Here is a 23,342-nt window from a genome sequence, read left to right as displayed (position 1 = left end):
TGCACAAGATCGTCCTTGTGGCGGGTGCCGGGCCCGCGGTGAGGTGGGCGAACCGGTGCGGAACCAGCCGGCCGGTGGCTGGAGCCTGTCCACAACCTCGCAGGAGCAACAGTTGCGCAGACCCAAGGCACTACCCGCAATCGCCGCTCTGGCGGTGGCCGCCCTCCTCGGCGCCAACGCGCAGGCCGCGAACGCGGCACCCGCGGCGCCCGCGGCACCGGCCGGCGAGCCGGTCCCGGTCACCGTGGCGCCGGAGACGGACACACCCGCGCTGGTGGACGATGTGGCCGACCCGGTCGACGCCACGGTCGCGCCGGACAAGGCCGCCAAGGCTCACCTCGCGGGCCACCAGGATCGCTACAAGATCAGCGATCCGGCCGGCACGCTCACCACCGCGAGCGTCGAGACCGACGGCGAGCGGGAGACGGTCCGGCTGAACCAGAAGTACCGGGGCCTGCCGGTGTTCGGTGCCCAGTACGTGGTGCGTACCGAGAAGAAGGCCGCCGAGCGCACGGTGACCGGAACGTCGGGCACCTACTTCACGAACCTGGACGTCGACACCACCGCCACCCCGATCCCCACCGCGCTCGCGATCTCCCGCGCGGTCGAGGAGGTGCGCAAGAGCCTGCATCCCGGTACGGCGGTGGTGCCGTCCGCCCCGCGTCCCGGCACGGCCGCCACCGACCTCACCGGCACCGACCAGGGGTTACTGGTCATGCCGACCGGCACCGGTGTGCTCGCGCGGCGGGTGCTCGTCCAGGGCAAGGACACCGTCTCGGGCCTGCCCGTGCTGCGTGACGTGTACGTGGGCGCGACGAACGGGGTGCCGCTTCTCAGCGTCAGCCGGCTCAAGTCCTTCGCCGCCGACCAGCAGGCCGCAGCCGCCGTGCCGCAGGAAGCGGCGCAGCCGCGTCAGGCCGGTGACGGGACGGGGTCGGTCGCCGGTCAGGGCACCACGCTGCACGGCGCCACCGTGCCGCTGTCGCTGCTCGACGCCGGTTCCTACCTGATGATGGACATCACCCACCGCCGGCCGAGCGGTGCGACGGTGCCGATCACCACCTGGGACGGCCGGGGCTGGGACTACTACAACCTGATGGACGGCCAGTGGCCCGAGGGCCTGACGCCGTTCGTGTCGCCGACCACCACGCTCGGCGCCGACCTGACCGAAGCCGGTGCGGTGGACGCCGCCTGGAGCGCCGCGCAGGTGTTCGAGTGGTACCAGGCGAAACTCGGGCGTGACAGCCTGGACGACGCGGGCATGCCGATCGACTCGGTCGTCGGGATCACATACGGCGGCTACCCGTTCGTCAACGCGTACTGGGACGGCACCCGCATGGTGTACGGCAGCGGCGACGACGAGTACCTGCCGCTGGCCGCGGACCCGGACGTGGTGGGCCATGAGATGACGCACGGAGTGGTGGAGCGCACCGCGAACCTGGTGTACGCCGGGCAGCCGGGCGCGCTCAACGAGGCGATCGCCGACTACTTCGGCAACGCCATCGACGTCGACGCGTCGGGCACCTCGATGTCCGACCCGCAGGCCAGCCTGCTCGGTGGTGACCTCTGCCGCACCCTGGCGCCCGCCGACTGTGCCCTGCGCGACCTCGACGACGGCGCCACCACCGCGGACTTCCAGCACCTCATCGACATCGCGTCGATGGACTACGGCGGCGTGCACCTCAACTCGACGATCGTGTCCGGCGCCCTGTGGGACATGCGTCAGGGGCTGGACAAGACGGTCGCCGACAAGATCGTCTACCGGGCGCTCACCGACTACCTGACGCCGATGTCCGACTTCGTCGACGCGCGTGACGCCGTGCTCGCCTCCGCCAAGTCGTTCCGCCTGAGCAAGAAGGACCTCAAGGTGGTGCAGGCGGCGTTCGACTCCCGTGGGATCACCGCGAAGTGGAAGAAGAACCTGTACGGCAAGGGCACCGAGGTCCTGATCGACCGGCTCAACACCGGCATGTACGCCGACATGAAGGCGAGCGTGGCGAACGGCTGGTTCGCCGTGCCGCGATCGGACGCGAACCGCACCGAACCGACGTCGATCTGGGTGGGCCGCACCGACGGCAAGGGCACGCCGTACCAGCTCTCCCCGGCCGACGGCAGCGCCAACGGTTTCCCGCACACCGACGGCAAGCGCGTCGTGTGGTCGTCGATCGCACTGGACCCCGGCTCGCCGACCGGGGAGACCACCCGCATCCTGTCAGCGCCGATCGGTGGCGGTCCGGTCAAGGAGCTGTACGGTTCCCCGTACCGCATCGATGGTCTGGGTTTCGACCGTGACGTGGTCACGTGGAGTCAGTACGATCCGGCGCAGGGATACCTCGACGTGGTGCGCTACCTGCGGATCGGCTCGCCGGACGTGCACACCCTCACCCATCCGGACTGGTTCGGCAGCGCGACGGCCCCGAGTGTCGAGAACGGGAAGATCTCCTACGTCCGGTACGAGATCTACCGCCAGCCCGACGCCAACGGGCAGTACTGGTCGCTGGGCGTGGAGGTGTACGACCTCGCGACCGGGAAGACGGCGTACGCCGGTGGTGATGTCGGTGCCGAGCGGATGAGCTATCCCGATCTGTCCGGCACCGGTGTCGCCTGGATGACCGACCGCGACTACGGGACCATCGTCGACGGCGAGTGGAGCAAGGGGGCGTACCACGACTCGGTGCGGCTCTACGACTTCGCCACCCGTACCAGCAGCCTGCTCTTCGAAGAGAACTCGCCGCAGGCGATCCGTGCCGTCACCGTCGCGTTGTCCGACAGCACCCTCACCGTGACCGAGGAGGCGCCGGTGAGTGCCTGGATGGAGAGCGGCGGTTACCCGGGCAACTCGCTGAATCCGAAGCTCAAGCAGTACACGCTTCAAGGCCGGTACCTCGGCCCGGCGTCGTGCAGCCCGGGCGCGCAGATGTACGCGACCGCGGCGGGCGGGCGCAAGGTGGTCTTCATGGACTCGTCAGCGGCGGGCTTCGGCCTGGCGTACGCGTCCGGAGCCAAGTCCTGCAGTTGAGGTCCGGCTAGAAGGAACGCGATACCCGGCGGCGTGCTGCGGCCCTCTCACCGAAGGTCCCAGCACGCCGCCGGAAATGCGTTTCGCCGATTGCCGGCATTCCCTAGGATCTGCGGTGATCAAAGGGGATGACACGGAACTGATCTCAGCAAGGAATTGAAGCCGATTCGGGATGACACGGGTGAATAGGTAGTTTCGGACGGTCCTCGAAAAAGACGTGGAGCCATCGATAGACAGGTCTTGCGACAGATCCACGTCTTCGAGAGGGCTCCACGTGCTGGCTTATCGTGCCATGGTCGACGTCCCGAGGGAACTGGTGCAGTACGTGGCGCGGTTGCTCCATGCCGAGCGCCGCGCCCGTGGCACGCGGAAGAAGACACGTGCGCTGACCTGCTTCTACCAGGCGTTACTCGTACTCGTCTGGTTCCGTAAGCAGGAAGACCTGACACTGCTGGGCGCCGGTTTCGGGGTCTCCCGGGCGACCGCGTACCGCTACCGCGACGAGGGCATCGCGGTGCTCGCCGCCCAGGCACAGGACCTGCACACCGCTCTGAAGCGGGTCGCCGCCGACGGCTGGTCGTACGTCATCCTCGACGGCAAACTGTTCGACTGCGACCGGCTGACCGAGACCACCCTGTCGGTCAAGGGAAAGACGATCGACGCCTGGTTCTCCGGAAAGCACCGCGACTTCGGCGCGAACATTCAGGCGATCATGCGCCCGGACGGACTGCCGATCTGGACATCGGCGGCGATGCCGGGGCATCTGCACGACACCAGCTGCGCCCGCGACCTCGGCGTCACCGCCGCCCTGAACTGGTCCGCCGCCGAACTCGACCTGCCGGCCTTGGCCGACTCCGGCTACGAAAGCACTGGTCAGGGCATCAAAACCCCAATCAAGCAACCGGCCGACGGTAAACCCCTCGCCGTCGACAACCGCGCCTACAACCGGCTCCTACGCGGTCTGCGCTGGCAGGGCGAACGCGGCTTCGCGATCCTCGTCGGACGCTGGAAAGCCCTGCGCCGCACCACGATAAGCCCACGCCGCACCGGCGATGTCGTCGCCGCCGCGCTGCACCTGACCCATTTCGAATACAAATACCTAACCGGATCTTGCTGAGATCAGTTCACGGTGGGCGACTATCAGCAGTTCGTGACGGATGTGACTACACGTCTGTCCGCGATGTCAAAGGGCGAGTTGTACGTCGCCGGGGACAGTCTCGACCGGGACTCACTCTGGCTGACCTTTCTCGATTCCTTTCCCGCCGGCACCAATCTCAAATTCCGTGAGCGGTCCGAGTACGACTGCTCGACCTGCCGCGGATTCGTCAAGGGCTTCGGTAACGTCGTCGAGATCCGGGACGGACAGGTCCGTACCGTCTGGTCCGGGGTGTCCGCCTCTGACCCGGTCTTCTCCGTCGTCGCCGCCGCGATGGACGAATTCGTCGGCTCGCTGCCGCTGTCCGGCATCTTCCGGTCGCCCGAGGCGCAGTACGGGACGAAGACGACCCGGACGCTGCGTGACGGCCAGGTCGAGGTGTGGCACCACCTGCACGGCCGGGTGGAGAAGCGGCATCACAGCACGGACGTCGGCCCGGCCCGGGGCACCTTCGACGCCGCGGTGCAGGTGTTCCAGCGGGGCCTGGCCGAGCTGGTCCCGCACGCTCTGGACACCGTCGCCGACCTGATCGACGGCAACGCCCTCTACCGCGGCACGGAGCATCGCCGGGCGGTGACCGAGTTCCGGTCGCTGCAGAACCAGTGGACGCAGGCGGCCGACCGGCGGGCGTTCGTGTTCGCCAACGCCATGCACCCGGCGGCCCGGTTCCGCAACACGGTGATCGGCACCCTCGTCCAGGATCTCTCCGCGGGCGTCGACCTGGAGCAGGCGGTCCGGTCGTTCGAGACGAAGGTGGCGCCGCAGAACTATCAGCGCCCCACCGCGTTGATCACCCCGGCCATGGTCAAGGCCGCCATGAAGACCATCGACGAGCTGGGCATCGAGGAGTCGCTGCAGCGACGTTTCGCCCGGCTTTCCGACGTGTCGGTCAACAACGTGCTGTGGGTCGACAACGACACCCGGTCGCGGATGAAGGACGGCATCGAAGGGCTGCTCATGCAGGCGGCCACCACCGGGTCCTCAGGTGCGCGTCTGCGGGACGCGAAACCGGAGGAGGTGCCGATCGTCACCTTCATGAAGGACATCCTGCCCGATGCCGCGAGCATCGATCTGTGGGTCGCCAACAGCCACGAACCGCACTTCGTCAGTCTCACCACCGGCCGGCACCCCGCTGCCCCGCGCTTGTTCACCTGGGACAACGACTTCGCCTGGTCGTACGGCGGCAACGTCACCGACTCGATCAAGGAGCGGGTCAAACGGGCCGGCGGCAACGTCACCGGCAAACTGCGGGTGAGCCTGTCCTGGTTCAACTTCGACGACCTCGACCTGCACGTGTACGAACCCGACGGCACCCACATCTGGTACCAGGAGAAGCGCAACAAGCTGGACGTCGACATGAACGCGGGCAGCGGCCACTCCCGCGAGCCGGTGGAGAACGTCACCTGGACCGGCAAGGTCCCCGCCGGCGAATACCGGATCGCGGTGAACCAGTTCCGCAAGCGGGAGAGCAACGGGGTCGGTTTCGTGATCGAAACCGAGAGCAACGGGAAGATCGAGCACTACAGCCACGAACGGGCGGTCAGCCAGAAGGAGACCGTCGAGGTGGGCCGGATGACGGTCGCCGGCGAGGTGATCACCGCGTTCCGGCCGGGCAAGGACATGCAGGCGGGCAGCGCCGGCAAAGACCTGTGGGGCATCACCACCGAACAGTTCGTGCCGGTGTCCACCATCATGTACTCGCCGAACCACTTCGACGACAGCGAAGTCGGCAACCGTCACTACTTCTTCATGCTGAAAGACTGCGTGAACGACCAGCCGGCCCGGGGCATCTACAACGAGTTCCTACGCCGTGACCTGCAACCGCACCGCAAGGTGTTCGAGGTCCTCGGCGACCGCACCAAGTGCGAGCCGTCCCCGGATCAGCTGTCCGGCCTCGGTTTCAGCTCCACGGTCCGCAACTCCGTGGTCGCCAAGGTGACCATGACAGGCGGCCGGCACCGCCTCGTCAGCATCCAGTTCTGATCCCCTACCCGGACATCCGAGAGAGGCCACCGTGACCATTTTCGAGAAGGCCACGCGGGAGAAATTCCGCTACCCGTCGGCCAAGGGCCTGCTGACCACCGAACAGCTGTGGGAGCTTCCGCTGACCGCCAAGTCCGGCTTCAGCCTCGACGATGTGGCCAAGGCCGTCAACGCCGAACTCAAGGCCACCGCCACCGAGTCGTTCGTGGCCACCGAGACCAATCCGGCGAAGGCCACCTTGGAGACCAAGCTGGAGGTCGTCAAGCACGTCATCGCCATCCGCCTCGCCGAGGACCAGGCAGCGAAGGCAGCGGCGGCCAAGAAGCTGGAGAAGGAGAAGCTGCTGGCAGTCCTGGGCCGCAAGCAGGACACCGTCCTGGAGAACCTGACCGAGGCAGAACTGCTGGCCCGGATCAACAACCTGTAATCCGCCGACAATCAACGACGGGAACAGCGGTCATGACTCCTGGATCAGCAGGTGGTTGATCTGGGCCGGGGTCAGCGGCGCCGCGGGGAGCGGGTGGGTGGCCGCTGCGGTTCGGAGTCCGTCGAGCATGAAAGTGATCTGGCGGCGCCACGCCTCTGAGCCGGTGGACGCCGTCGCTCGGGCCAAGGGGGCGTGGGACGCCAGGAAGGACAGCAGGTCGGAGGCGGTGAAGTCGGGGCGCAGGGAGCCGTCGTGGTGGGCTCGGGCGATGATGGCCTCGGTCGCGGCGTACGAGTTGTCGCACACCGCCATCAGGCGGCTCGCGTCGGGGTAACGGCGGGTCAGGACGTCGCCCAGGGCCGGGTCGGTGGCCTGCAACTCGCAGACCTCGGTGAGGTAACCGGCGAAACCCTGCCATGGGTCGGCGCTGGCCAGGGCCCGGGTGGCGGCGGCGCTCAGGCGGGTGGCGGCCAGGTCGGCGATCACCTCGTCGATCAGGACCTCGCGAGAGCCGAACAGGTTGTAGAGCGTGCCGTGGCTCACTCCGGCGCGGCGGGCGATCTCCTTGAGGGAGACCTGCAGGCCGTGTTCCTGGAACAGTTCCGACGCCGCTGTGCGTAGCTTGACGGCGTTGCGTTGGGCGTCCGCGCGCATGCCCCTCCGTAACTTGACCGGGCGGTCAACATGTCTGCTACCGTTGCCGGGCAACTTGACCGCCAGGTCAGAATAGCCGGAGGAGCGACCATGCCGGAAACCACCGAGCAAGCACCCGTCGAGGAGACCGAGCAGATCCCGGCCCCGATCCCGACGATGATTCTTCTCGAGGGCACCGAGGACGCGCCGGTCTGCGAGAACGGAGCCTGCCTGTGACCATCCGCATCGATGTCTGGTCTGATGTGGTCTGCCCGTGGTGCTACATCGGGAAGCGCCGCCTGGAGACCGCCCTCGACCGGTTCGACGGTGAGGTCACCGTCGACTGGCACAGTTACCAGCTGGACCCCAGCATCCCTCAGGGGCAGCGGGAGCCGGTTCGGGAGATGCTGGCGAAGAAGATCGGCGCACCGGCCTCGCAGGTGCGGGCGATGACCCATCAGGTCACACAGCTCGCCGAGGCGGAGGGTCTGACGTACGACCTGGGTAACGCCGTTTCGGTCAACACCCGTGACGCGCACCGGGTCGCGCACCTGGCCGGTCAGCACGGTCTCGGCACCGAGATGCACGAGGCGCTGCTCAAGGCTCACCTGTGTGACGCCGCCGTCGTCGACGACCCGGAGGTGCTGGTCACGCTGGCCACCGGGATCGGGGTGCCGGCCGGTGAGGTCGCCGACGTGGTGGGTGGCTCGAAGTTCGGCTCGGAGGTCGACGACGACATCCGCACGGCGCGCCAGCTGGGCATCAGCGGGGTGCCGTTCTTCCTGATCAACCAGAAGTACGGGATCTCCGGCGCCCAGTCCGCCGACGCGTTCCTGGGTGCGTTGCAGAAGGTCCAGGCGGAAGGCTGAAAAACCGGCTTCGGGTACGCGTACCCGAAGCCGGTTTTTCAAGGGTCAGATCGTGAAGTTGGCGCAGGAACTGCGGTACTGGTCGACGGTCAGGCTCGCGCCGGGGCCGGGGCAGACGAACTGCTGGTAGCGGGTGTCGTTGTCGACGAACAGTTTCAGCCAGGCGATGCTGTATTTGGCGATCGTCGTGTTCGAGCTGTTCGGCGCGAAGTGGGTGGCGTTGTTCAGTTCCAGGTAGGCCTTGCCGGGGCTGTTAGGCAGGCTGTTGTAGAACGGCAGCGCGTGGGTCGCGACCGGCGCCACGGTGTCCCCGTCGGCGCCGATGACCAGTGTCGGGACGGTGTTGCCGCTCCACGACTTGGTGGTGTTCCACGGGGTCAGCGGGATCGCGGCCTGCAGTGACGGGCGGCTGCGCGCCGCTTCCAGGGTGCCACCGCCGCCCATCGAGTGGCCGACGACCGCGACGCGGGTGGGGTCGATCCGGGTGCGCACGCTGCTACTGCCGGTCAGGTAGTCGGCGGCGGCGAGCAGCTGGCGGCCGCGGCTGGCGGGCTGGTCGGAGGTGGTGTTGGTGTCGATGTTGAACACCACGAAGCCCTGTGACGCGATCCTCGGCGCGAGCCAGGCCATGCTGGATTTGTACGCGGTGAACCCGGGCGCGATCACCACGGCCCCGAACGTGCCGTTGGCGGTGCTGGTCGGGTAGTAGATGTCGCCGCCGCCGAAGCCGCTGGCCGCGAGCCGGGACACGCTGGTCTGCGCGGTGGCGAACGGGCCGGTGGACGCCTCGATGCTGCTGCTGGTCGGGGCCGGGCCCTTCGGGTAGGCGGTGGTGGCGGCGTTCGCGGCCGGCACGAGTGCGATTCCGGCTACGGTCAGCGCGGCCGCGACGACGGTGCTGAAAACTGCCCGGTGCTTTGTGGTCGTGGACACGTCTCTCCCTCATTAAAGGACGTAACAGGGGTGAGCTCGAATCCTGTGCTTCCGGCTGACAATTCTCAACGGTTTCACAGCGTTATGAGACGGGGGTCCGGACATCGTTTCCGATACCTCTCACACTTCTCATTCCGGTGTTGTCACGGAATGGAGCGCTCCCATTCTTGCACAAAGCGAAAGGGCCCGCCGTCCGGCGGGCCCTTTCGTGTCGCGAAACCTCGTCAGCTGGCGGTCGGGAACTGCAGCGAGGCGTCGGGTGCCGTCTTGGCCTGCGGCCAGCGGGAGGTGACGACCTTGCCGCGGGTGTAGAAGTTGATGCCTTCCGGCCCGTGGATGTGGTGGTCGCCGAATAGCGAGTCCTTCCAGCCACCGAAGGAGTAGTAGGCCATCGGCACCGGGATCGGCACGTTGATGCCGATCATGCCGACTCGCACACCGCGCTGGAAACGGCGGGCCGACTCACCGCTGGAGGTGAAGATGGCGGTGCCGTTGCCGTACGGATTGCTGTTGATCAGGTTGATCGCGGCGTCGACGTCGTCGGCGCGGACCACTGACAGGACCGGGCCGAAAATCTCCTCGGTGTAGACGTCCATCGACGTGGTGACCTGGTCGATGACGGTCGGGCCGACGAAGAAGCCCTTCTCGAACCCGTCGACGCGCAGCCCGCGGCCGTCGGCGAGTACCTTCGCGCCCTGGGCCTCACCGGAACTGATCAGGCTCTCGATGCGGTGCCGGGCGGCGTCGGTGACGACCGGGCCCATCTCGCTGCGCGGGTCCCGGCCGTTACCGACCACCACGCTCTCGGCCCGCTGCCGGACCAGGTCGGTGATCCGGTCCCCGGCGTCACCGACCGCGACCGCTGCGGAGATCGCCATGCACCGTTCGCCGGCCGACCCGAACGCCGCCGCCGACAGCTGGTCCGCGGCGAAGTCGAGGTCGGCGTCGGGCAGGATGATCGCGTGGTTCTTGGCCCCGCCGAGGGCTTGGACCCGCTTGCCGTTGGCGGTGGCCCGGCCGTGGATGTACCTGGCGATCGGCGTCGAGCCGACGAACGAGATCGCGGCCACGTCGGGGTGATCGATCAGCGCGTCCACCGCGAGCTTGTCGCCGTGCACCACGGTGAAGACGCCGTCCGGCAGTCCGGCCTGCTTCCACAGTTCGGCGACCAGGTTGGCGGCCGACGGGTCGCGCTCGCTGGGCTTGAGCACGAACGTGTTGCCGCAGGCGATGGCGACCGGGTGCATCCACATCGGCACCATGACCGGGAAGTTGAACGGGGTGATCCCGGCGACCACGCCGAGCGGTTCGCGGAAGCTGAACACGTCCACGCCGGTCGACGCCTGATCCGAGTAGGAGCCCTTGAGCAGCTGCGGGATGCCGCACGCGAACTCGATGACCTCGAGGCCGCGCTGGACCTCACCGGCCGCGTCGGACAGCACCTTGCCGTGCTCGTCGCTGATCGCCTCGGCGAGCCGGCCGATGTTGTCGTTGACCAGCTGCCGGAACGCGAACAGGACCTTGGTGCGCTTGCTCAGCGAGGCCTGGCCCCACGACTCGAAAGCGGCCTTGGCCGAGGCCACGGCGGCGTCCACGTCGGCGGAGCCGGCCAGCACCACCTCGTGCTGCTGCTCACCGGTGGCCGGGTTGAAGACCGCTGCACGCCGGGTGCCGGTCCCGGCGGTGTACGCGCCGTCGATCCAGTGCTCGATGGTTGCCATGACGGCGTCCCTTTCTAGAAGTGGTGGCGCTGAAGGCGCTTGTGCTGCAGGTAGGTGTCGTAGGCCGCGGCGGTGCTGTCCAGCTCGGACACCTCGCTGACCGGCACGTCCCACCAGGAGTCGCTGTCCGGGCCGTGGATCAGCGGGTCGGTCTCGACGTGGATCAGGATCGGCCCACCGTCGGACGGGGCGTGTTTCGCGACCTGGATGGCTTTGCCGAGTTCGTCGCGGCTGTGCACCTCGATGACGTGTACGCCGAGGCTGCGGGCGTTGGCGGCCAGGTCGACCGGCAGGGTGCCGCCGTCGAGCTGGTGCGACTCCTGGCCGCGGAAGCGGTACCGGGTGCCGAACCGCTGGGAGCCCAGGCTCTCCGAGAGCGAGCCGATCGAGTGGAAGCCGTGGTTCTGCACGAGGACCACGATGACCTTGACCCGTTCCTGGACGGCGGTGACGAGTTCGGTCGGCATCATCAGGTAGCCACCGTCACCGACCATCGCGAACACGTCGCGGGACTCGTCGGCCAGCCGGATCCCGATCGAAGCCGGCACCTCGTAGCCCATGCAGGAGTAGCCGTATTCGACGTGGTAGCCGCGCCGGTCCCGGACCCGCCACAGTTTGTGCAGGTCACCCGGCATCGAACCGGCCGCGCACAGCACCACGTCGCGGGGGTCGGTCAGCTCGTTGACCAGGCCCAGCACGGTGCCCTGGGTGAGCCGGCCGGGCGCCAGGGCGGCGGTGACCTCGGGGCCGGGGTGGTAGGTGGCCTCGACGGCCGCGTCCCAGTTCGCCCACAGCCGGGCCTGCTCGGTGCGGTAGCCGTCGTCGACACTCCAGCCCTGCAGGGCTTCGGTGAGGGACTCCAGGGCCTCGCGGGCGTCGGCCACCACGGCCAGTCCGGACTGCTTCCCGGCGTCGAAGTTCGCCACGTTGACGTTGACGAATCGTACGCCCGCCGCCTGGAAAGCGGTCCTCGACGCCGTGGTGAAGTCGCTCCACCGGGTGCCGATCCCGATCACCAGGTCGGCGTCGCGGGCGATGGCGTTGGCGGCGGTGGTGCCGGTGGAGCCGACCGCGCCCAGCAGCTGCGGATGCCCGTGCAGCAGGGAGCCCTTGCCGGCCTGCGACTCCCCCACCGGGATGCCGGTGGCCTCGCAGAACGCGGCCAGGGCGTCCTCGGCGCCGGAGTAGTGCACGCCGCCACCGGCGACGATCAGCGGGCGGCGGGAGTCACGGATGAGGTCGGCGGCTGCCTGGATCCGGGACTTCTCGGCGGGTGGGCGGGCCACGTGCCAGACCCGGTCGGCGAACAGTTCCTCCGGCCAGTCGTACGCCTCCGCCTGCACGTCCTGAGGCAGTGACAGCGTGACCGCGCCGGTCTGGGCCGGGTCGGTGAGCACCCGCATCGCGTTCAGCAGCGCCGACGGCAGCTGCTCGGCGCGCGACACCCGGTCGAAGTAGGTGGAGAGCGGCCGGAACGCGTCGTTCACGGTGACGTCGCCGGCGCCGAAGTGTTCGAGTTCCTGCAGCACCGGGGCCGACCGGCGGGTGGCGAAGGTGCCCGAGGGCAGCAGCAGCACCGGGATCCGGTTGATCGTGGCGAGGGCGGCGCCGGTGAGCATGTTGGTCGAGCCGGGGCCGACCGAGGCGGTGCACACCCAGGTCTGCAGGCGGTCCTTCTGCCGGGCGTACCCGACGGCGGTGTGCACCATGGCCTGCTCGTTGCGGGCCAGCACGTACGGCAGGCCCGGGGTCTCACCGGCGGCCAGGGCCGCGGTCTCGTGCTGCAGCAACGCCTGCCCGATCCCGGCCACGTTGCCGTGCCCGAAGATGCCGAGGCAGCCGGCGAACAGTTTCCGGCGTACGCCGTCGCGCTCCGAGTACTGATGGGCCAGGAACTCCACCGTGGCCTGCGCCACCGTCAAGCGCACCGTCACACTCATGTTGGTTCATCTCCGAAGGGCAGTCGCGGATCGATCTCCTGGCCGGTCCAGGTGCTGCGGACCCATCCGTGGCTCGGGTCGTCGCAGATCAGCCAGGCCCGGGTGGCTCCGGGGCCGGCCATCACGTTCAGGTAGTAGAGGTCGTAGCCGGGGGCGGCCATCGACGGGCCGTGCCAGCCGTGCGGGACCAGGACGACGTCGCCGGTGCGCACTTCGGCTGACACGTCGATCGGGCGGTCACCGGTGCCGTACACCCGCTGGTAGCCGACCGGGTCGGCGCCGGAGACGGCCCGGCCGCCCTCGACCCGGGTCTCGAAGTAGTAGATCTCCTCGAGTTCGGCCTCCTGGCCGGGGCGGTCCTCATCGTGTTTGTGCGGCGGGTAGGAACTCCAGTTCCCGGCCGGGGTCAGCACCTCGCAGACGATGATCGCGGCGGCGTCGAGCACGTCGGGAACCCCGAAGTTGCGCACCTCGCGGGAGCAGGTGCCGGCGCCGCGCATCTCGACCGGCACACCCGCGGCGGGCAGGTGGGCGAACTTCTGCGGCGCGGCCGCTGCGCCGACCGGGGCGGTGCAGATCGCGGTGCGGCCACCGGCCGGCCCGGACAGGCTGATCCGCCATCCGGCCGGCACGTAGGCGACGTCGGTGGCCCCGGCCCAGACGTCCGCGCGCCCGGCCAGGTCAGCGGTGTGCAGAACACCATCGCTGTCGTACGCCTCGACGAGGCAACCACCGTTGAGGGGCACGACGACGAACTCGGTACCGGCGACGTCCAGTTCCGTTGCCGAAAGCCCGTCGAACGTGACGATCCGCAGGCCGGTGTGCTCCCAGCCGTCGATCCGCTCGTCGATGACGACGTCGAACCCGTCGGCGGCGGCGGTGCCCAGCGGCTTCACCCAGCGGCTCACGGGTGCACCAGCCCGGCGGCGATGTCGACGGCGCCGGCCACGTCGCCGTTCGGCGGGTAGAGCAGCGCCCGGCCGACGATCAGGCCTCGGACCGCGTTCAGCTTCAGAGCCTCACCCCACGAGTCGTACGTGTCGTCAGGGTCGCCCTGGGGATCGCCGCCGAGAAGCAGCGACGGCAGGGTGGTCGACTCCATCACCCGCTCCAGCTCGTCCACCACCGGGAGCTTGAGCCACGTGTAGGCGCTGGTGGCGCCGAGGCCGGAGGCGACCGCGATGGACTTGATGGTGCTCTCCGCGTCGAACCGGTGCTTGATGGCGCCGGTGGTGGCGTCCCGTTCGGACCAGAACGGCTCGATCATCGCGACCAGTCTGCGGGCGGCGAGCGCGTCGACGGCCTGGGCGGTGGCCTGGATGGTGGCGAGGCTGCCCGGGTCGTCCAGGCAGATCCGGGTGAGCATCTTGCCGCCGTCCATGCCGGCGGCGGCGATCTCGTCGGCGGTGTGGCCGGTGAACCGGTCGTCGAACTCGAAGCTGGCGCCCTGCAGTCCGCCGCGGTTCATCGAGCCGAACACCACCTTGCCGTCCAGGGCTCCCATCAGCAGCAGGTCGTCCAGGATGTCGGCGGTTCCCAGCACCCCGTCGACGCCGGGCCGGGACAGCGCGACGGCGAGCCGGTCCAGCAGGTCGCGGCGGCTGCCCATGGCCAGGCTGTCGCCCCGGACGCCGAGCGCGCCGCGGGCCGGGTGGTCGGCGGCCACGATCAGCAGCCGGCCGTCGTCACCGAGCAGGTCCCGGCGGGTCCGGGACGCCCATGCCTGCGGGATGTGCTGGGGGTGGCGGGCCCGGATCTCAGTGAGGTCGATCATCGCTCAGGCGTCCTTTTCATTCATGGCGTCGCGCACCTCGGGCTCCGTCGGCATGGCGGTGGAGCATTCGAGCTTTCCGGCGACCAGGGCACCGGCCACGTTCGCGAACTCGACGATGTGGCGCAGGTCCCAGCCGGCGAGCAGGCCGTGGACCAGGGCGCCACCGAACGCGTCACCGGCGCCGAGGCCGTTGACCACGTTCACCGGGTGGGGTGCCACCTCGACCCGCTCGTTGCGGGTCGCGGCGAGGACACCTTTCGGGCCCTGTTTGACCAGAACCAGTTCCAGGCCCCGGTCGAGCAGGGCGTCGGCGGCCCGGCCGGGTTCGGTCTCGCCGACCGCGACCTGACATTCCTCCCGGTTGCCGACGGCGACGGTGACGTGTTCCAGGGCTTTGCCGACCTCGGCGGACGCTTCGACCGGGTCCGACCAGAACATCGGCCGGTAGTCGAGGTCGAGCACGGTGTGGGTGGTGCGGCCACGGGCGGCCCAGGCGGTGTGGTGGGCGGCCCGCGACGGTTCCTGGGACAGGCCGGTGACGGTGGCCCAGAACACCCGGGCCCGGCGGATCGCGTCCAGCGGCAGTTCGTCACCCTGGATCAGCAGGTCGGGGGCGGTCGGGTAGCGGTAGAAGTAGAGCGGGAAGTCGTCCGGCGGGAACACCTCGCAGAACGTCACCGGCGTGGGCGGGCCGGCCACCGTGGTGATGAACCGGGGGTCGACGCCGAGTCGTTCCGCTTCCGCCCGCACGTACCGGCCGAAGGCGTCCTGGCCGGTCCGGGTGATCAGGGCGCTGCCCCGGCCGTAGCGGGCCGCGGCGACCGCCACATTCGTCGCGCTGCCGCCCAGGAACTTCTCGAACGTCCGCACCTCCTCCAGCCCGACGCCGTGGTCGAGCGGGTAGATGTCGACGCCGGTGCGGCCGATCGCGACTAGGTCGAAGGCCTGTTCGCTCTCAGTGCCGGTCACGCTCACGGTGGCTCCGTCCGTTGGTTGCTGGTGCTGTGCTGCCCGTATTCCACCCTTGGCCCAATGTTTCCCAGGGTCAAGACTTTGTCAGGACATTCTTACTAACATGCGCGGACGGTCACAGCGTGAAAGCCGCACGGAACCGCTCCAGGGCCAGGTCACTGCCCTTGACGCCGGGCTGCGAGGCCCACGCCTCCAGGGCCACCGTGCCGTCGTACCCGCTGTCGGCGAGGACCCGGGCCAGGAAGTCCCAGCGCACTTCGCCGGTCAGCGGCTCACACCGGCCGGGCACGTCGGCGATCTGCACCTCCCCCAGGTAGGGGGCGCTGCGGCGGATCAGTTCGGCCAGGTTCCCCTCGCCGATCTGGGCGTGGTAGAGGTCCAGGTTCATCCGCAGGTGCGGGCTGCCGACCGCCGCCACCAGGGTCAGCGTGTCGGCCGCGCGGGCGAACGGCACGCCGGGATGGTCGACGTCCAGGTTGAGGTTCTCCACCACGAAGGTGACACCGTGCTGCTCGCCGAGGGCCGCGATCCGTTCCAGGGTGCGAGCGGCCGCGATCCAGTCCGCGCCGGTGACCACCGGGTGCGGGCGCACCGGCAGGCCGCCCTCGCCGAGTCCGGTGCCGTGCAGGTTGAGGCCCGGTCGCCCGATCCGCTGGGCGAAGGCGATCGAGTCGGCGGCGGTGCGCAGCAGGTCGTCGGCGCCCTCCTTGGTCACCAGGTCGCCGGTGACGTAACCGGTCATCGAGGTGAACCGGGCGCCGGTGGCGGCGAGCACGGCGGCGTCCTTGTCGGTCCAGCCCCAGATCTCGACGGCGAACCCGGCGTCGTGGATGCGGCGGACCCGGTCCAGGTGCGGCAGGTCCAGGTAGACCATCTCGGAACAGATCGCGAGAGTGAAACTCATTGCTACGCCTCCGCTGTTCTACTCGGTTCGCTCGCAAGCTCGCTCACCGGGTCACCGCCGCGCGGGCGCCGGTGGTCACCGAGTCAATGCAGGCCTGCGCGATCGCGAAGGCGGCGTAGGCGTCGTCGCCGGTCACCGCAGCCGGCCGCTTCTCCGTGACGGCCCGGCAGAACTCGGTCAGCTCACCGGTGTAGGAGTCGACGAGCAGGTCGGTGTCGCTGCGGGCGGTGAAGGCCGCGCGACCCGCCAGGTCGTGCAGGCGCATCGAGGTCGTCGCGCCCTCACCCATGGTCACCATGCCGTTCGAGCCGAAGACCTCACCCCGGACGTCATAGCCGTACGCCGCCGCGAAGCTGGCCTCGGCGGTGGCGATCGCACCGTTGGAGTAACGGATCACCACCACGGCCGTGTCGAGGTGGCCGCGGTCGCGGTGGTCCGGTGCGATCAGGGCGTCCGCGGTGGCCAGCACGTCGACCGCGTGGGCGCCGGGATTCAGCCAGTTCAGGGTGTCGAAGTCGTGGATCAGCGTCTGCGTGAAGATCGTCCACTGCGGCACGGCACCCGGGTCGGCCGGGCCGGTGCCGGGGTCGCGGGTCAACGAGCGTATCAGCTGGACCTCGCCGATCCGGCCGCCGGCGATCAGGTCGTGGGCGGCGGCGAAGTCGGCGGCGAACCGGCGGTTGAAGCCGACCTGGAACACCACACCGGCCGCGGCGGCCGCCGTCCGCGCCTCGTCGATCTCGGCGAGCGACATGCCGGCCGGTTTCTCGCAGAAGACGTGCTTGCCGGCCGTGGCGGCCGCCACGATCAGGTCGCGGTGGGCCACCGACGCGGCGGAGATCACCACGGCGTCGATCGCCGGGTCCGCCAGGACGTCACCGACCGAGGAGAGCGCCCGGGCACCGAGCGGGCCGGCGATCAGGTCGGCGGCGCCGGGCCGCGGGTCCACGACGGCGGTGAGGTGGGCTTCGGGCACCCGGCGGGCCAGGACCGCGGCGTGCGAGGCCCCGATGCGTCCCGCGCCGATCAGGCCGATCCGGACCGGCTGGCTCATCATGCCTCCCCGAGGGTGACCCAGCGGCGCTCCTGCGAGGAGAGCAGCATGGCGTCGATGGTCCGCGCCGCGATCAGCGCGTCGGTGACGGTGGCGCCGACCGGTTTGCCGGTGCCGATCGATTCGACCAGCCGGTACGCCTCGACGACCTTGAGATCGTCGTAGCTCATCGGGTTGGCCGAACCCGGCTGGAACGCGCCCAGTTCGCCATGCGCGGGCGTCACCATCAGTGTCGCGTACTGCGCGTCCTGGACGTCCTGATCCAGGCAGACCCGCAGCTCACCCATCCGCCGGTAGTTCCAGGCCAGTGCCCCCTCGGTGCCGTGCACCTCGATGGAGTACGCGTTCTGGTCGCCGACCTCGGTGCGGCTGGACTCCAAGGTGCCCCGCGACCCGTCGGCCAGGCGCAGCAGAGCCGCGACGTAGTCCTCGTTCTCCACCGGCAGCCGTGGCCCGTCCGCGCCCCGGCTGAAGTGCGAGGCGGCCCCGAGGGCGGCGGGCCGCTCGGTGATGAAGGTGGCCCGGTCGACCACCAGTTCGGTCAGATCGCCGACCACGAAACGGACCAGGTCGACGGCGTGGCTGACCAGGTCGCCGAGAACTCCGGAACCGGCGAACTCGTTCTGGAAACGCCAGGTCAGCGCCCCGTCCGGGTGGGCCGAGTAATCCGAGCAGAACCGGACCGCGGTGTGCTCGATCCGGCCGAGACGACCGGACCGGACCAGGTGCCGGGCGTACTCGACGGCGGGGGCGTTGCGGTAGTTGAACCCGGCCGCCGCCTGCACCCCGGCCGCCTGCACGGCCGCGACGATCTCGCCGGTCTCGGCCGAGGTCCGCCCGGCCGGTTTCTCCACCCACAGGTGTTTGCCGGCCTGTGCCGCCGCGACGGCGACGTCGCGGTGGATGAAGTTCGGGCCGGTCACGCAGACCACGTCAACGTCGTCGCGGGCGATCAGGTCCCGCCAGTCGGTGAGCTGGTGCTCGAAGCCGAAGGCCGCGGCGGCCCGCTGACTGCGGTCGTCGGTGGCGGTGTCGGCCACCGCCACGAACCGCGGCCGCAGCGGGGCGTCCGGATAGTGCTGCAGCAGCCTGCTGAACGCCCGGGCGTGCACCTGTCCCATCCAGCCGAAGCCGACGACACCGACACCGAGGGTGGGTTTGCCCGCGGTCATCGCAGGTCCTCCTTGAGTTCGTGCACGACGGCCGAGTCGGCGCCCATCGAGCGTTCCAGCTCGTGGGCCAAGGCCTCCAGTTCGGCGCCGCCGGCCATCATCGAGACCAGGTCGTCCATCGACAGTTCGGCCTTGGCGAAGTCGCCGAGGCTGCGGCCCCGGCGCAGCAGCATGAACCGGTCGCCGACCGGGTGCGCGTGGTGCGGGTTGTGGGTGATGAAGACGACGCCCAGGCCACGGTCGCGGGCCTTGGCGATGTACTTGAGCACCACACCCGACTGTTTGACGCCCAGTGCCGCGGTCGGTTCGTCGAGGATCAGCACCCGCGCGCCGAAGTACACGGCCCGGGCGATCGCCACGCACTGCCGCTCACCGCCGGACAGGGTGCCGATCGGCTGGTCGACGTCGCGCAGGTCGATGCCCATGGCGGCGAGTTCGGTCTTGGCCGTCTTCCGCATGAACGGCACGTCGAGACGGCGCAGCGGCCCGCTGCCCTTGGTGGCCTCGCTGCCGAGGAAGAAGTTGCGCCAGACCGGCATCAGCGGGACCACGGCAAGGTCCTGGTAGACCGTGGCGATCCCGGCGTCGAGCGCCTCGCGGGGACTGCTGAACGTGCGTTCCTGCCCGTCGACGAGCAGGGTGCCGTCGGTGTGGGCGTGCGATCCGGCGAGGATCTTGATGAAGGTCGACTTGCCGGCGCCGTTGTCGCCGAGCACGCAGGTCACCTCCCCGGCCCGCACCGACGTGCTGACGTCACTGAGGGCGATGATGTTGCCGTACCGCTTGCCGATGTCGCGTACCTCGACGAGAACGTCCATGTCTTTGGTGTCCTGTTCGGTCATCGGGACTGCTCCGCTCTGCGCCGGACCCACTCGTTGAGCAGCACCGCACCCAGCAGCATCGCGCCGAGGAAGGTCTTCAGCCAGTTGCTGTCCCAGCCGGAGTAGACGATGCCCTGGTTGACCATGCCGTAGATGAGGGCGCCGAAGGCCGCGCCGATCGCCGAGCCGTAACCGCCGGTCAGCAGGCAGCCGCCGACCACGGCGCAGATGATGTAGATGAACTCCTGGCCGACACCGGTGTTGGCCTGCACCGTCGAGGTGCGGAAGAGGGTGAGCATGCCGACCAGCCAGCCGGCCGCCGCCGTGGTCATGAACAGGCCGACCTTGGCCCGGAACACCGGGACGCCGACCTGGCGGGCGGACTGCTGGGCGCCGCCGAGCGCGAAGATCCAGTTACCGATCCGGGTACGCATCAGGACCCAGGTGGCGACCGCTGTCACGCCGATCCACCAGAAGACCGAGGCGTAGACCGAACCGCCGTCGCCCCAGGTCACCGCGGAGCCGAAGATCGCGTGCGGCTGGTCGTAGTAGGGCACCTTGGCCATGCCCTGGATGGCGACCTGACCGATCAGCGCCTTGGTGCCGGCCAGGTCCACGCCCTGCAGGACGAAGAAGGTGCCGAGGGTGACGATGAAACTGGGCAGTCCGGTCTTCATCACCAGGATGCCGTTGACCGCGCCGATCAGCAGGGCCAGGACCAGGGAGACGACGATGGCGACCCAGATGTTCAGGCCGTACTCGGTGGTGAGGATGCCGACCAGCAGGCCGGTGAATCCGGTCATCGCTCCGGCGGAGAGGTCGAATTCGCCGCCGATCATCAGGAGTGCCACGGCGACGGCCATGATGCCGATCGTCGAGGAACCCAGGAGCCAGGTGCTGGATCCGCCGGAGGTCGCGAACGCGTCGGTGGTCAGGGCGAACCACAGGAAGATGACGATGGCGGCGACCATCGCCCCGCTCTCGGGTCTCTTCAGGACCTTGGTGAAATTCGACGAGCCGCTGACGCGCTCGTCGACCGCCGTTGCTGTCGACATGAGCCGAACTACTCCTCGCTGGAGGCGTTGGGGGGTGTGCGGGAGGGGGAACGAGGCCGGGTACGGCGGCTGGCCGTACCCGGCCCGGTCGTCAGCGGGTGCCCTTGGCGGCGAACTCGGCGACCTGTGCGGCGTTCTCCTTGGTCACGAAGGCAGGACCGGAGTTGATCGGCTGGCCACCACCCACGTCGTTGCCGTTGACCGACTTCAGGTAGAGCGTGGTGACCCCGAGGAAGCCCTGCACGTAAGGCTGCTGGTCGACCGCGAACAGGATCTTGCCGCTCTCGATGTTGGTGACCACGTCCTCGGACAGGTCGAAGGTGGCCACCTTGGCCTTGCTGCTCGCCTCACCGACGGCGTTCACGGCGTCGACGGCGTACTGCCCGCCGAGGGTCAGCACCGTGTCGATGGCCGGGTCGGCCTGCAGCTTGGAGGTGATCGAGGCCTGGACCGCGGCGTCGTCGGTGCCGTCGACCTGCAGGTTCTCCATCGCGCCGAAGGCCTTGGCGGCGGCGGCGCAGCGCTCCTCCAGGCCCACGTTGCCGGCTTCCTGGATCACACAGACGGCCTTGGTCTGGCCCTCGGACTTCAGCCGGGCGCCGACGGCCTCGCCCGCGACCGACTCACTCTGACCGACGTGGGTGATCGCCCCGAACTCCTTGAACTTGTCCAGGCCGGAGTTGATGGTGACCACCGGGATACCGGCGGCGACGGCCTTCTTGACGCTCTCCTCGAGACCGTCGGGGTTGGCCATCGAGACCACGATGCCGTTGACCTTGCTGGCCACGGCGGCGTCGATCAGCTGCGACTGCTTGGCCGGGTCGGGGTCGGAGTTGTACTGAATCGTCGCGCCGTAGTCCGCACCGGCCTTCTCCGCGCCGGACTTCACCCGGTCCCAGAAGGCGTCGCCGGGGCCCGAGTGGGTGACGACGGCGTAGGTGAACCCGCTGCTCTTGGTGCCGCCGCCGGTGGTGGTGGTGGAGGAGGTGTCCTCCTCCTTGCCGGTGCCGCTACAGGCCACCAGGACGGTGCCGGCCAGTATGGCGGCCCCGACGGTTCCGACGATTCGCTGCATCTTCATATGTGCGTTCCTTTTCGTGTGTGAGAACAACTTCATGGGAGCACTTGCAAAGATGATCTACGAGAGCGCCTTCTCGACGAACGCCAGGCACCGTCGTACGTCGGCGATCGGCCCCTCACCACCGGGTTCCCCGTCGCGGAGCATCAAGTCCTGCTCCAGCACGTACCAGCCCTGGTAGCCGGAACCCTCCAGCGCGTCGATCATGGCCCGGACGTCGACCGACCCCTCGCCGAGGACGGTCCACATGCCGTCGGCGACCGCGTCCGAGAAGGAGATCTCGCCGGCCACCACCCGGGCCGCGCGGGCGGCGTCGACGTCCTTGAGGTGCACGTGCTTGACCCGGGACGGGTTGGCCACGGTGATCGCGACCGGGTCGGCGCCGGCGGCCACCAGGTGCCCGGTGTCGACGCACAGGCCGATCTGCGAGCCGTCCAGGACCCGCTGCACGTCGGTGGCGCCCTCCACCATCGTGCCCATGTGCGGGTGGATCACCGCGAGCAGGCCGCGCCCGGCGGCGTGCGCGGCGATCCGGTCCAGGTTGCCGAGCAGGGTCTTCCACTGCAGCTCGTCGAGGGTGGGGCGCACGTCGTAACCGTCCAGCCCGGTGATCGCGGCCAGCACGATCACCCCCGCGCCGGAGGCGAGACAGGCGTCGGCGAAGACGTCCACCTCACCGATCGGGTCATGTCCGGGGTCGTGCAGGACCACGGGCAGGAAACCCCCGACACCCTGCAGCCCGTACGACCGCAGCAGTGTCGCCTTGTCGGCCGGTGCGTCCGGGAGGAACCCGTCCGGCCCGAACTCGGTGGCCCGCAGCCCCAGGCTCTGCATGTCGGCGAGAACCCGCTCGGCGGGCATCTGGTAACCCCAGTTCGGTACCTCGCACACGCCCCAGGAGATGGGGGCACCGGCGATCCGGTCCCGGGCGGAGGCCTGCTGACCTGCGACCATCGTTCGTCCCTTCCGCTGAATACTTTGTCGTGACAAACTCGTTTCGACCAGATGAACTGTGCTCGCGGTCACAACCCCCTGTCAATAGTTTGTCAGGACATTAGGACGTTGCCCGGCGAGAGGTAGATTCATAGCGTGAGCTTCCCCCCTCCCGTCACCCTCGACCGGGCCAGCCCCGTGCCGCTGTATTTCCAGGTCGCCGAGCAGTTCGAGCGGGCGATCGTGGACGGCGCGCTGCGCCCCGGCGACCGGCTGGAGAACGAGATCGCCCTCGCCCAGCAGCTCGGCCTCTCCCGCCCCACCATCCGCCAGGCGATCCAGCTGCTGGTCGACAAGGGCATGCTGGTCCGCAAACGCGGCGTCGGAACCCAGGTGGTGCACGGCCAGGTCCGGCGCACCCTCGAACTGACCAGCCTCTTCGACGACCTCAACAGCGCCGGCCAGGGTCCCCGCACCCGGATCCTGCGGCAGGACCGGATCCCCGCCGACGCCGCGCTCTCGCACGCGCTGCGGACCACCCCCGACGACGAGATCTGGGACCTGGAACGGCTGCGCCTGATCGGCGACGAGCCCCTGGCGATCCTGCGCAACTACCTGCGGTGCGACATGGTCGACCTGGCACCGTTCGACCTGGAGAACGAGGGTCTCTACTCCTCGCTGCGCCGGGCCAACGTCTCCATGTCGGTGGCCCAGCAGCGCATCGGCTCCCGCCGCGCCACCCCCGCCGAGGCGGCGCTGCTCGCCGAGGAACCAGGCGCGCCCCTGCTGACCATGGAGCGCACCGCGTACGACAACGAGGGCCGCGTGGTGGAGTTCGGCCGGCACGTCTACCGCCCGGACTTCTACGCGTTCGAGATGACCCTGATCCAGAAGTAGA

At 69.2% G+C, this 23,342-nt stretch carries 21 protein-coding genes; 7 read left to right on the top strand and 14 right to left on the bottom strand.

All coding sequences use genetic code 11. From position 1 onward, the window contains the following. Positions 1–55: 55 nt before the first annotated feature. The 4 genes from BLU81_RS08250 to BLU81_RS08235 all read left to right on the top strand — a co-directional run bounded on the left by BLU81_RS08250 (position 56) and on the right by BLU81_RS08235 (position 6,585). Positions 56–3,019, top strand: coding sequence for a M4 family metallopeptidase (locus tag BLU81_RS08250; protein WP_157751402.1), 2,964 nt, complete (start codon positions 56–58; stop codon positions 3,017–3,019). A 274-nt stretch (positions 3,020–3,293) separates the two neighbouring features. Beyond that, on the top strand, positions 3,294–4,136 hold the full coding sequence (locus BLU81_RS08245) for a transposase family protein (protein ID WP_172890509.1): 843 nt from the start codon (positions 3,294–3,296) through the stop codon (positions 4,134–4,136). Positions 4,137–4,148: 12 nt separating this feature from the next. After that, a complete protein-coding gene (locus BLU81_RS08240; protein ID WP_092543099.1) occupies positions 4,149–6,158 on the top strand; it encodes a YfaP family protein in 2,010 nt (669 codons plus the stop codon). Between the two features lie 31 nt (positions 6,159–6,189). Continuing rightward, positions 6,190–6,585, top strand: a complete 396-nt coding sequence (locus BLU81_RS08235) for a hypothetical protein (RefSeq protein WP_092543097.1) — start codon at positions 6,190–6,192, stop codon at positions 6,583–6,585. 30 nt (positions 6,586–6,615) lie between these two features. On the opposite strand, the gene BLU81_RS08230 is transcribed toward BLU81_RS08235, so the two are convergent. Next, entirely contained in the window at positions 6,616–7,239 is a 624-nt protein-coding gene (locus BLU81_RS08230) for a TetR/AcrR family transcriptional regulator (RefSeq protein ID WP_092543095.1), read from the bottom strand. Positions 7,240–7,329: 90 nt separating this feature from the next. Between BLU81_RS08230 and BLU81_RS51455 the strand changes: the two genes are divergently transcribed. Beyond that, positions 7,330–7,455, top strand: coding sequence for a hypothetical protein (locus tag BLU81_RS51455; protein WP_269461006.1), 126 nt, complete (start codon positions 7,330–7,332; stop codon positions 7,453–7,455). Further along, a complete protein-coding gene (locus tag BLU81_RS08225; RefSeq protein ID WP_231954304.1) occupies positions 7,452–8,087 on the top strand; it encodes a DsbA family oxidoreductase in 636 nt (211 codons plus the stop codon). The genes BLU81_RS51455 and BLU81_RS08225 overlap by 4 nt, the downstream gene beginning before the upstream one ends. 45 nt (positions 8,088–8,132) lie before the next feature. Here the strand turns inward: BLU81_RS08225 and BLU81_RS08220 are convergent, their stop codons facing one another. The 13 genes from BLU81_RS08220 to BLU81_RS08160 all read right to left on the bottom strand — a co-directional run bounded on the left by BLU81_RS08220 (position 8,133) and on the right by BLU81_RS08160 (position 22,465). Beyond that, a complete protein-coding gene (locus BLU81_RS08220) occupies positions 8,133–9,020 on the bottom strand; it encodes an alpha/beta hydrolase family protein (RefSeq protein ID WP_092543093.1) in 888 nt (295 codons plus the stop codon). A gap of 224 nt (positions 9,021–9,244) precedes the next feature. After that, positions 9,245–10,741, bottom strand: a complete 1,497-nt coding sequence (locus BLU81_RS08215) for a CoA-acylating methylmalonate-semialdehyde dehydrogenase (protein ID WP_092543091.1) — start codon at positions 10,739–10,741, stop codon at positions 9,245–9,247. Between the two features lie 14 nt (positions 10,742–10,755). After that, on the bottom strand, positions 10,756–12,681 hold the full coding sequence (iolD, locus tag BLU81_RS08210) for a 3D-(3,5/4)-trihydroxycyclohexane-1,2-dione acylhydrolase (decyclizing) (protein WP_092543089.1): 1,926 nt from the start codon (positions 12,679–12,681) through the stop codon (positions 10,756–10,758). Continuing rightward, positions 12,678–13,589, bottom strand: coding sequence for a 5-deoxy-glucuronate isomerase (gene iolB / locus BLU81_RS08205; RefSeq protein ID WP_092543087.1), 912 nt, complete (start codon positions 13,587–13,589; stop codon positions 12,678–12,680). Before iolB ends, iolD begins: the two co-directional genes overlap by 4 nt. Further along, positions 13,586–14,455 carry a Cgl0159 family (beta/alpha)8-fold protein gene (locus BLU81_RS08200; protein WP_092543085.1) on the bottom strand — a complete coding sequence of 290 codons (870 nt, stop codon included), beginning with the start codon at positions 14,453–14,455 and terminating at the stop codon, positions 13,586–13,588. The genes iolB and BLU81_RS08200 overlap by 4 nt, the downstream gene beginning before the upstream one ends. A gap of 3 nt (positions 14,456–14,458) precedes the next feature. Beyond that, the gene (gene iolC, locus BLU81_RS08195; protein ID WP_231954303.1) at positions 14,459–15,424 is read right to left on the bottom strand and encodes a 5-dehydro-2-deoxygluconokinase; all 966 of its coding nucleotides are present in this window, start codon (positions 15,422–15,424) and stop codon (positions 14,459–14,461) included. Between the two features lie 118 nt (positions 15,425–15,542). Continuing rightward, positions 15,543–16,331: a TIM barrel protein gene (locus tag BLU81_RS08190; protein ID WP_092543081.1), complete on the bottom strand. Its 789-nt coding sequence runs from the start codon at positions 16,329–16,331 to the stop codon at positions 15,543–15,545. A gap of 43 nt (positions 16,332–16,374) precedes the next feature. Further along, a complete protein-coding gene (locus BLU81_RS08185) occupies positions 16,375–17,388 on the bottom strand; it encodes a Gfo/Idh/MocA family oxidoreductase (protein WP_231954302.1) in 1,014 nt (337 codons plus the stop codon). Further along, positions 17,385–18,557: a Gfo/Idh/MocA family protein gene (locus tag BLU81_RS08180; RefSeq protein ID WP_092543077.1), complete on the bottom strand. Its 1,173-nt coding sequence runs from the start codon at positions 18,555–18,557 to the stop codon at positions 17,385–17,387. The genes BLU81_RS08185 and BLU81_RS08180 overlap by 4 nt, the downstream gene beginning before the upstream one ends. After that, complete coding sequence (locus BLU81_RS08175; protein WP_092543075.1) at positions 18,554–19,399, bottom strand: ATP-binding cassette domain-containing protein; 846 nt, start codon at positions 19,397–19,399, stop codon at positions 18,554–18,556. Before BLU81_RS08175 ends, BLU81_RS08180 begins: the two co-directional genes overlap by 4 nt. After that, entirely contained in the window at positions 19,396–20,433 is a 1,038-nt protein-coding gene (locus tag BLU81_RS08170) for an ABC transporter permease (protein ID WP_092543073.1), read from the bottom strand. Before BLU81_RS08170 ends, BLU81_RS08175 begins: the two co-directional genes overlap by 4 nt. A gap of 91 nt (positions 20,434–20,524) precedes the next feature. Then, on the bottom strand, positions 20,525–21,514 hold the full coding sequence (locus tag BLU81_RS08165) for a sugar ABC transporter substrate-binding protein (RefSeq protein WP_092543071.1): 990 nt from the start codon (positions 21,512–21,514) through the stop codon (positions 20,525–20,527). 57 nt (positions 21,515–21,571) lie between these two features. Next, complete coding sequence (locus tag BLU81_RS08160; protein ID WP_092543069.1) at positions 21,572–22,465, bottom strand: TIM barrel protein; 894 nt, start codon at positions 22,463–22,465, stop codon at positions 21,572–21,574. A 135-nt stretch (positions 22,466–22,600) separates the two neighbouring features. On the opposite strand from BLU81_RS08160, the gene BLU81_RS08155 reads away from it, so the two are divergent. After that, positions 22,601–23,341, top strand: coding sequence for a GntR family transcriptional regulator (locus BLU81_RS08155; protein ID WP_092543067.1), 741 nt, complete (start codon positions 22,601–22,603; stop codon positions 23,339–23,341). Position 23,342 lies beyond the last annotated feature (1 nt).

The organism is Actinoplanes derwentensis, assembly GCF_900104725.1.
Classification (GTDB): Bacteria; Actinomycetota; Actinomycetes; order Mycobacteriales; family Micromonosporaceae; genus Actinoplanes; species Actinoplanes derwentensis.
Note: the sequence above shows the minus strand (reverse complement) of the source record. Positions and strands in the feature narration are given on the sequence as shown.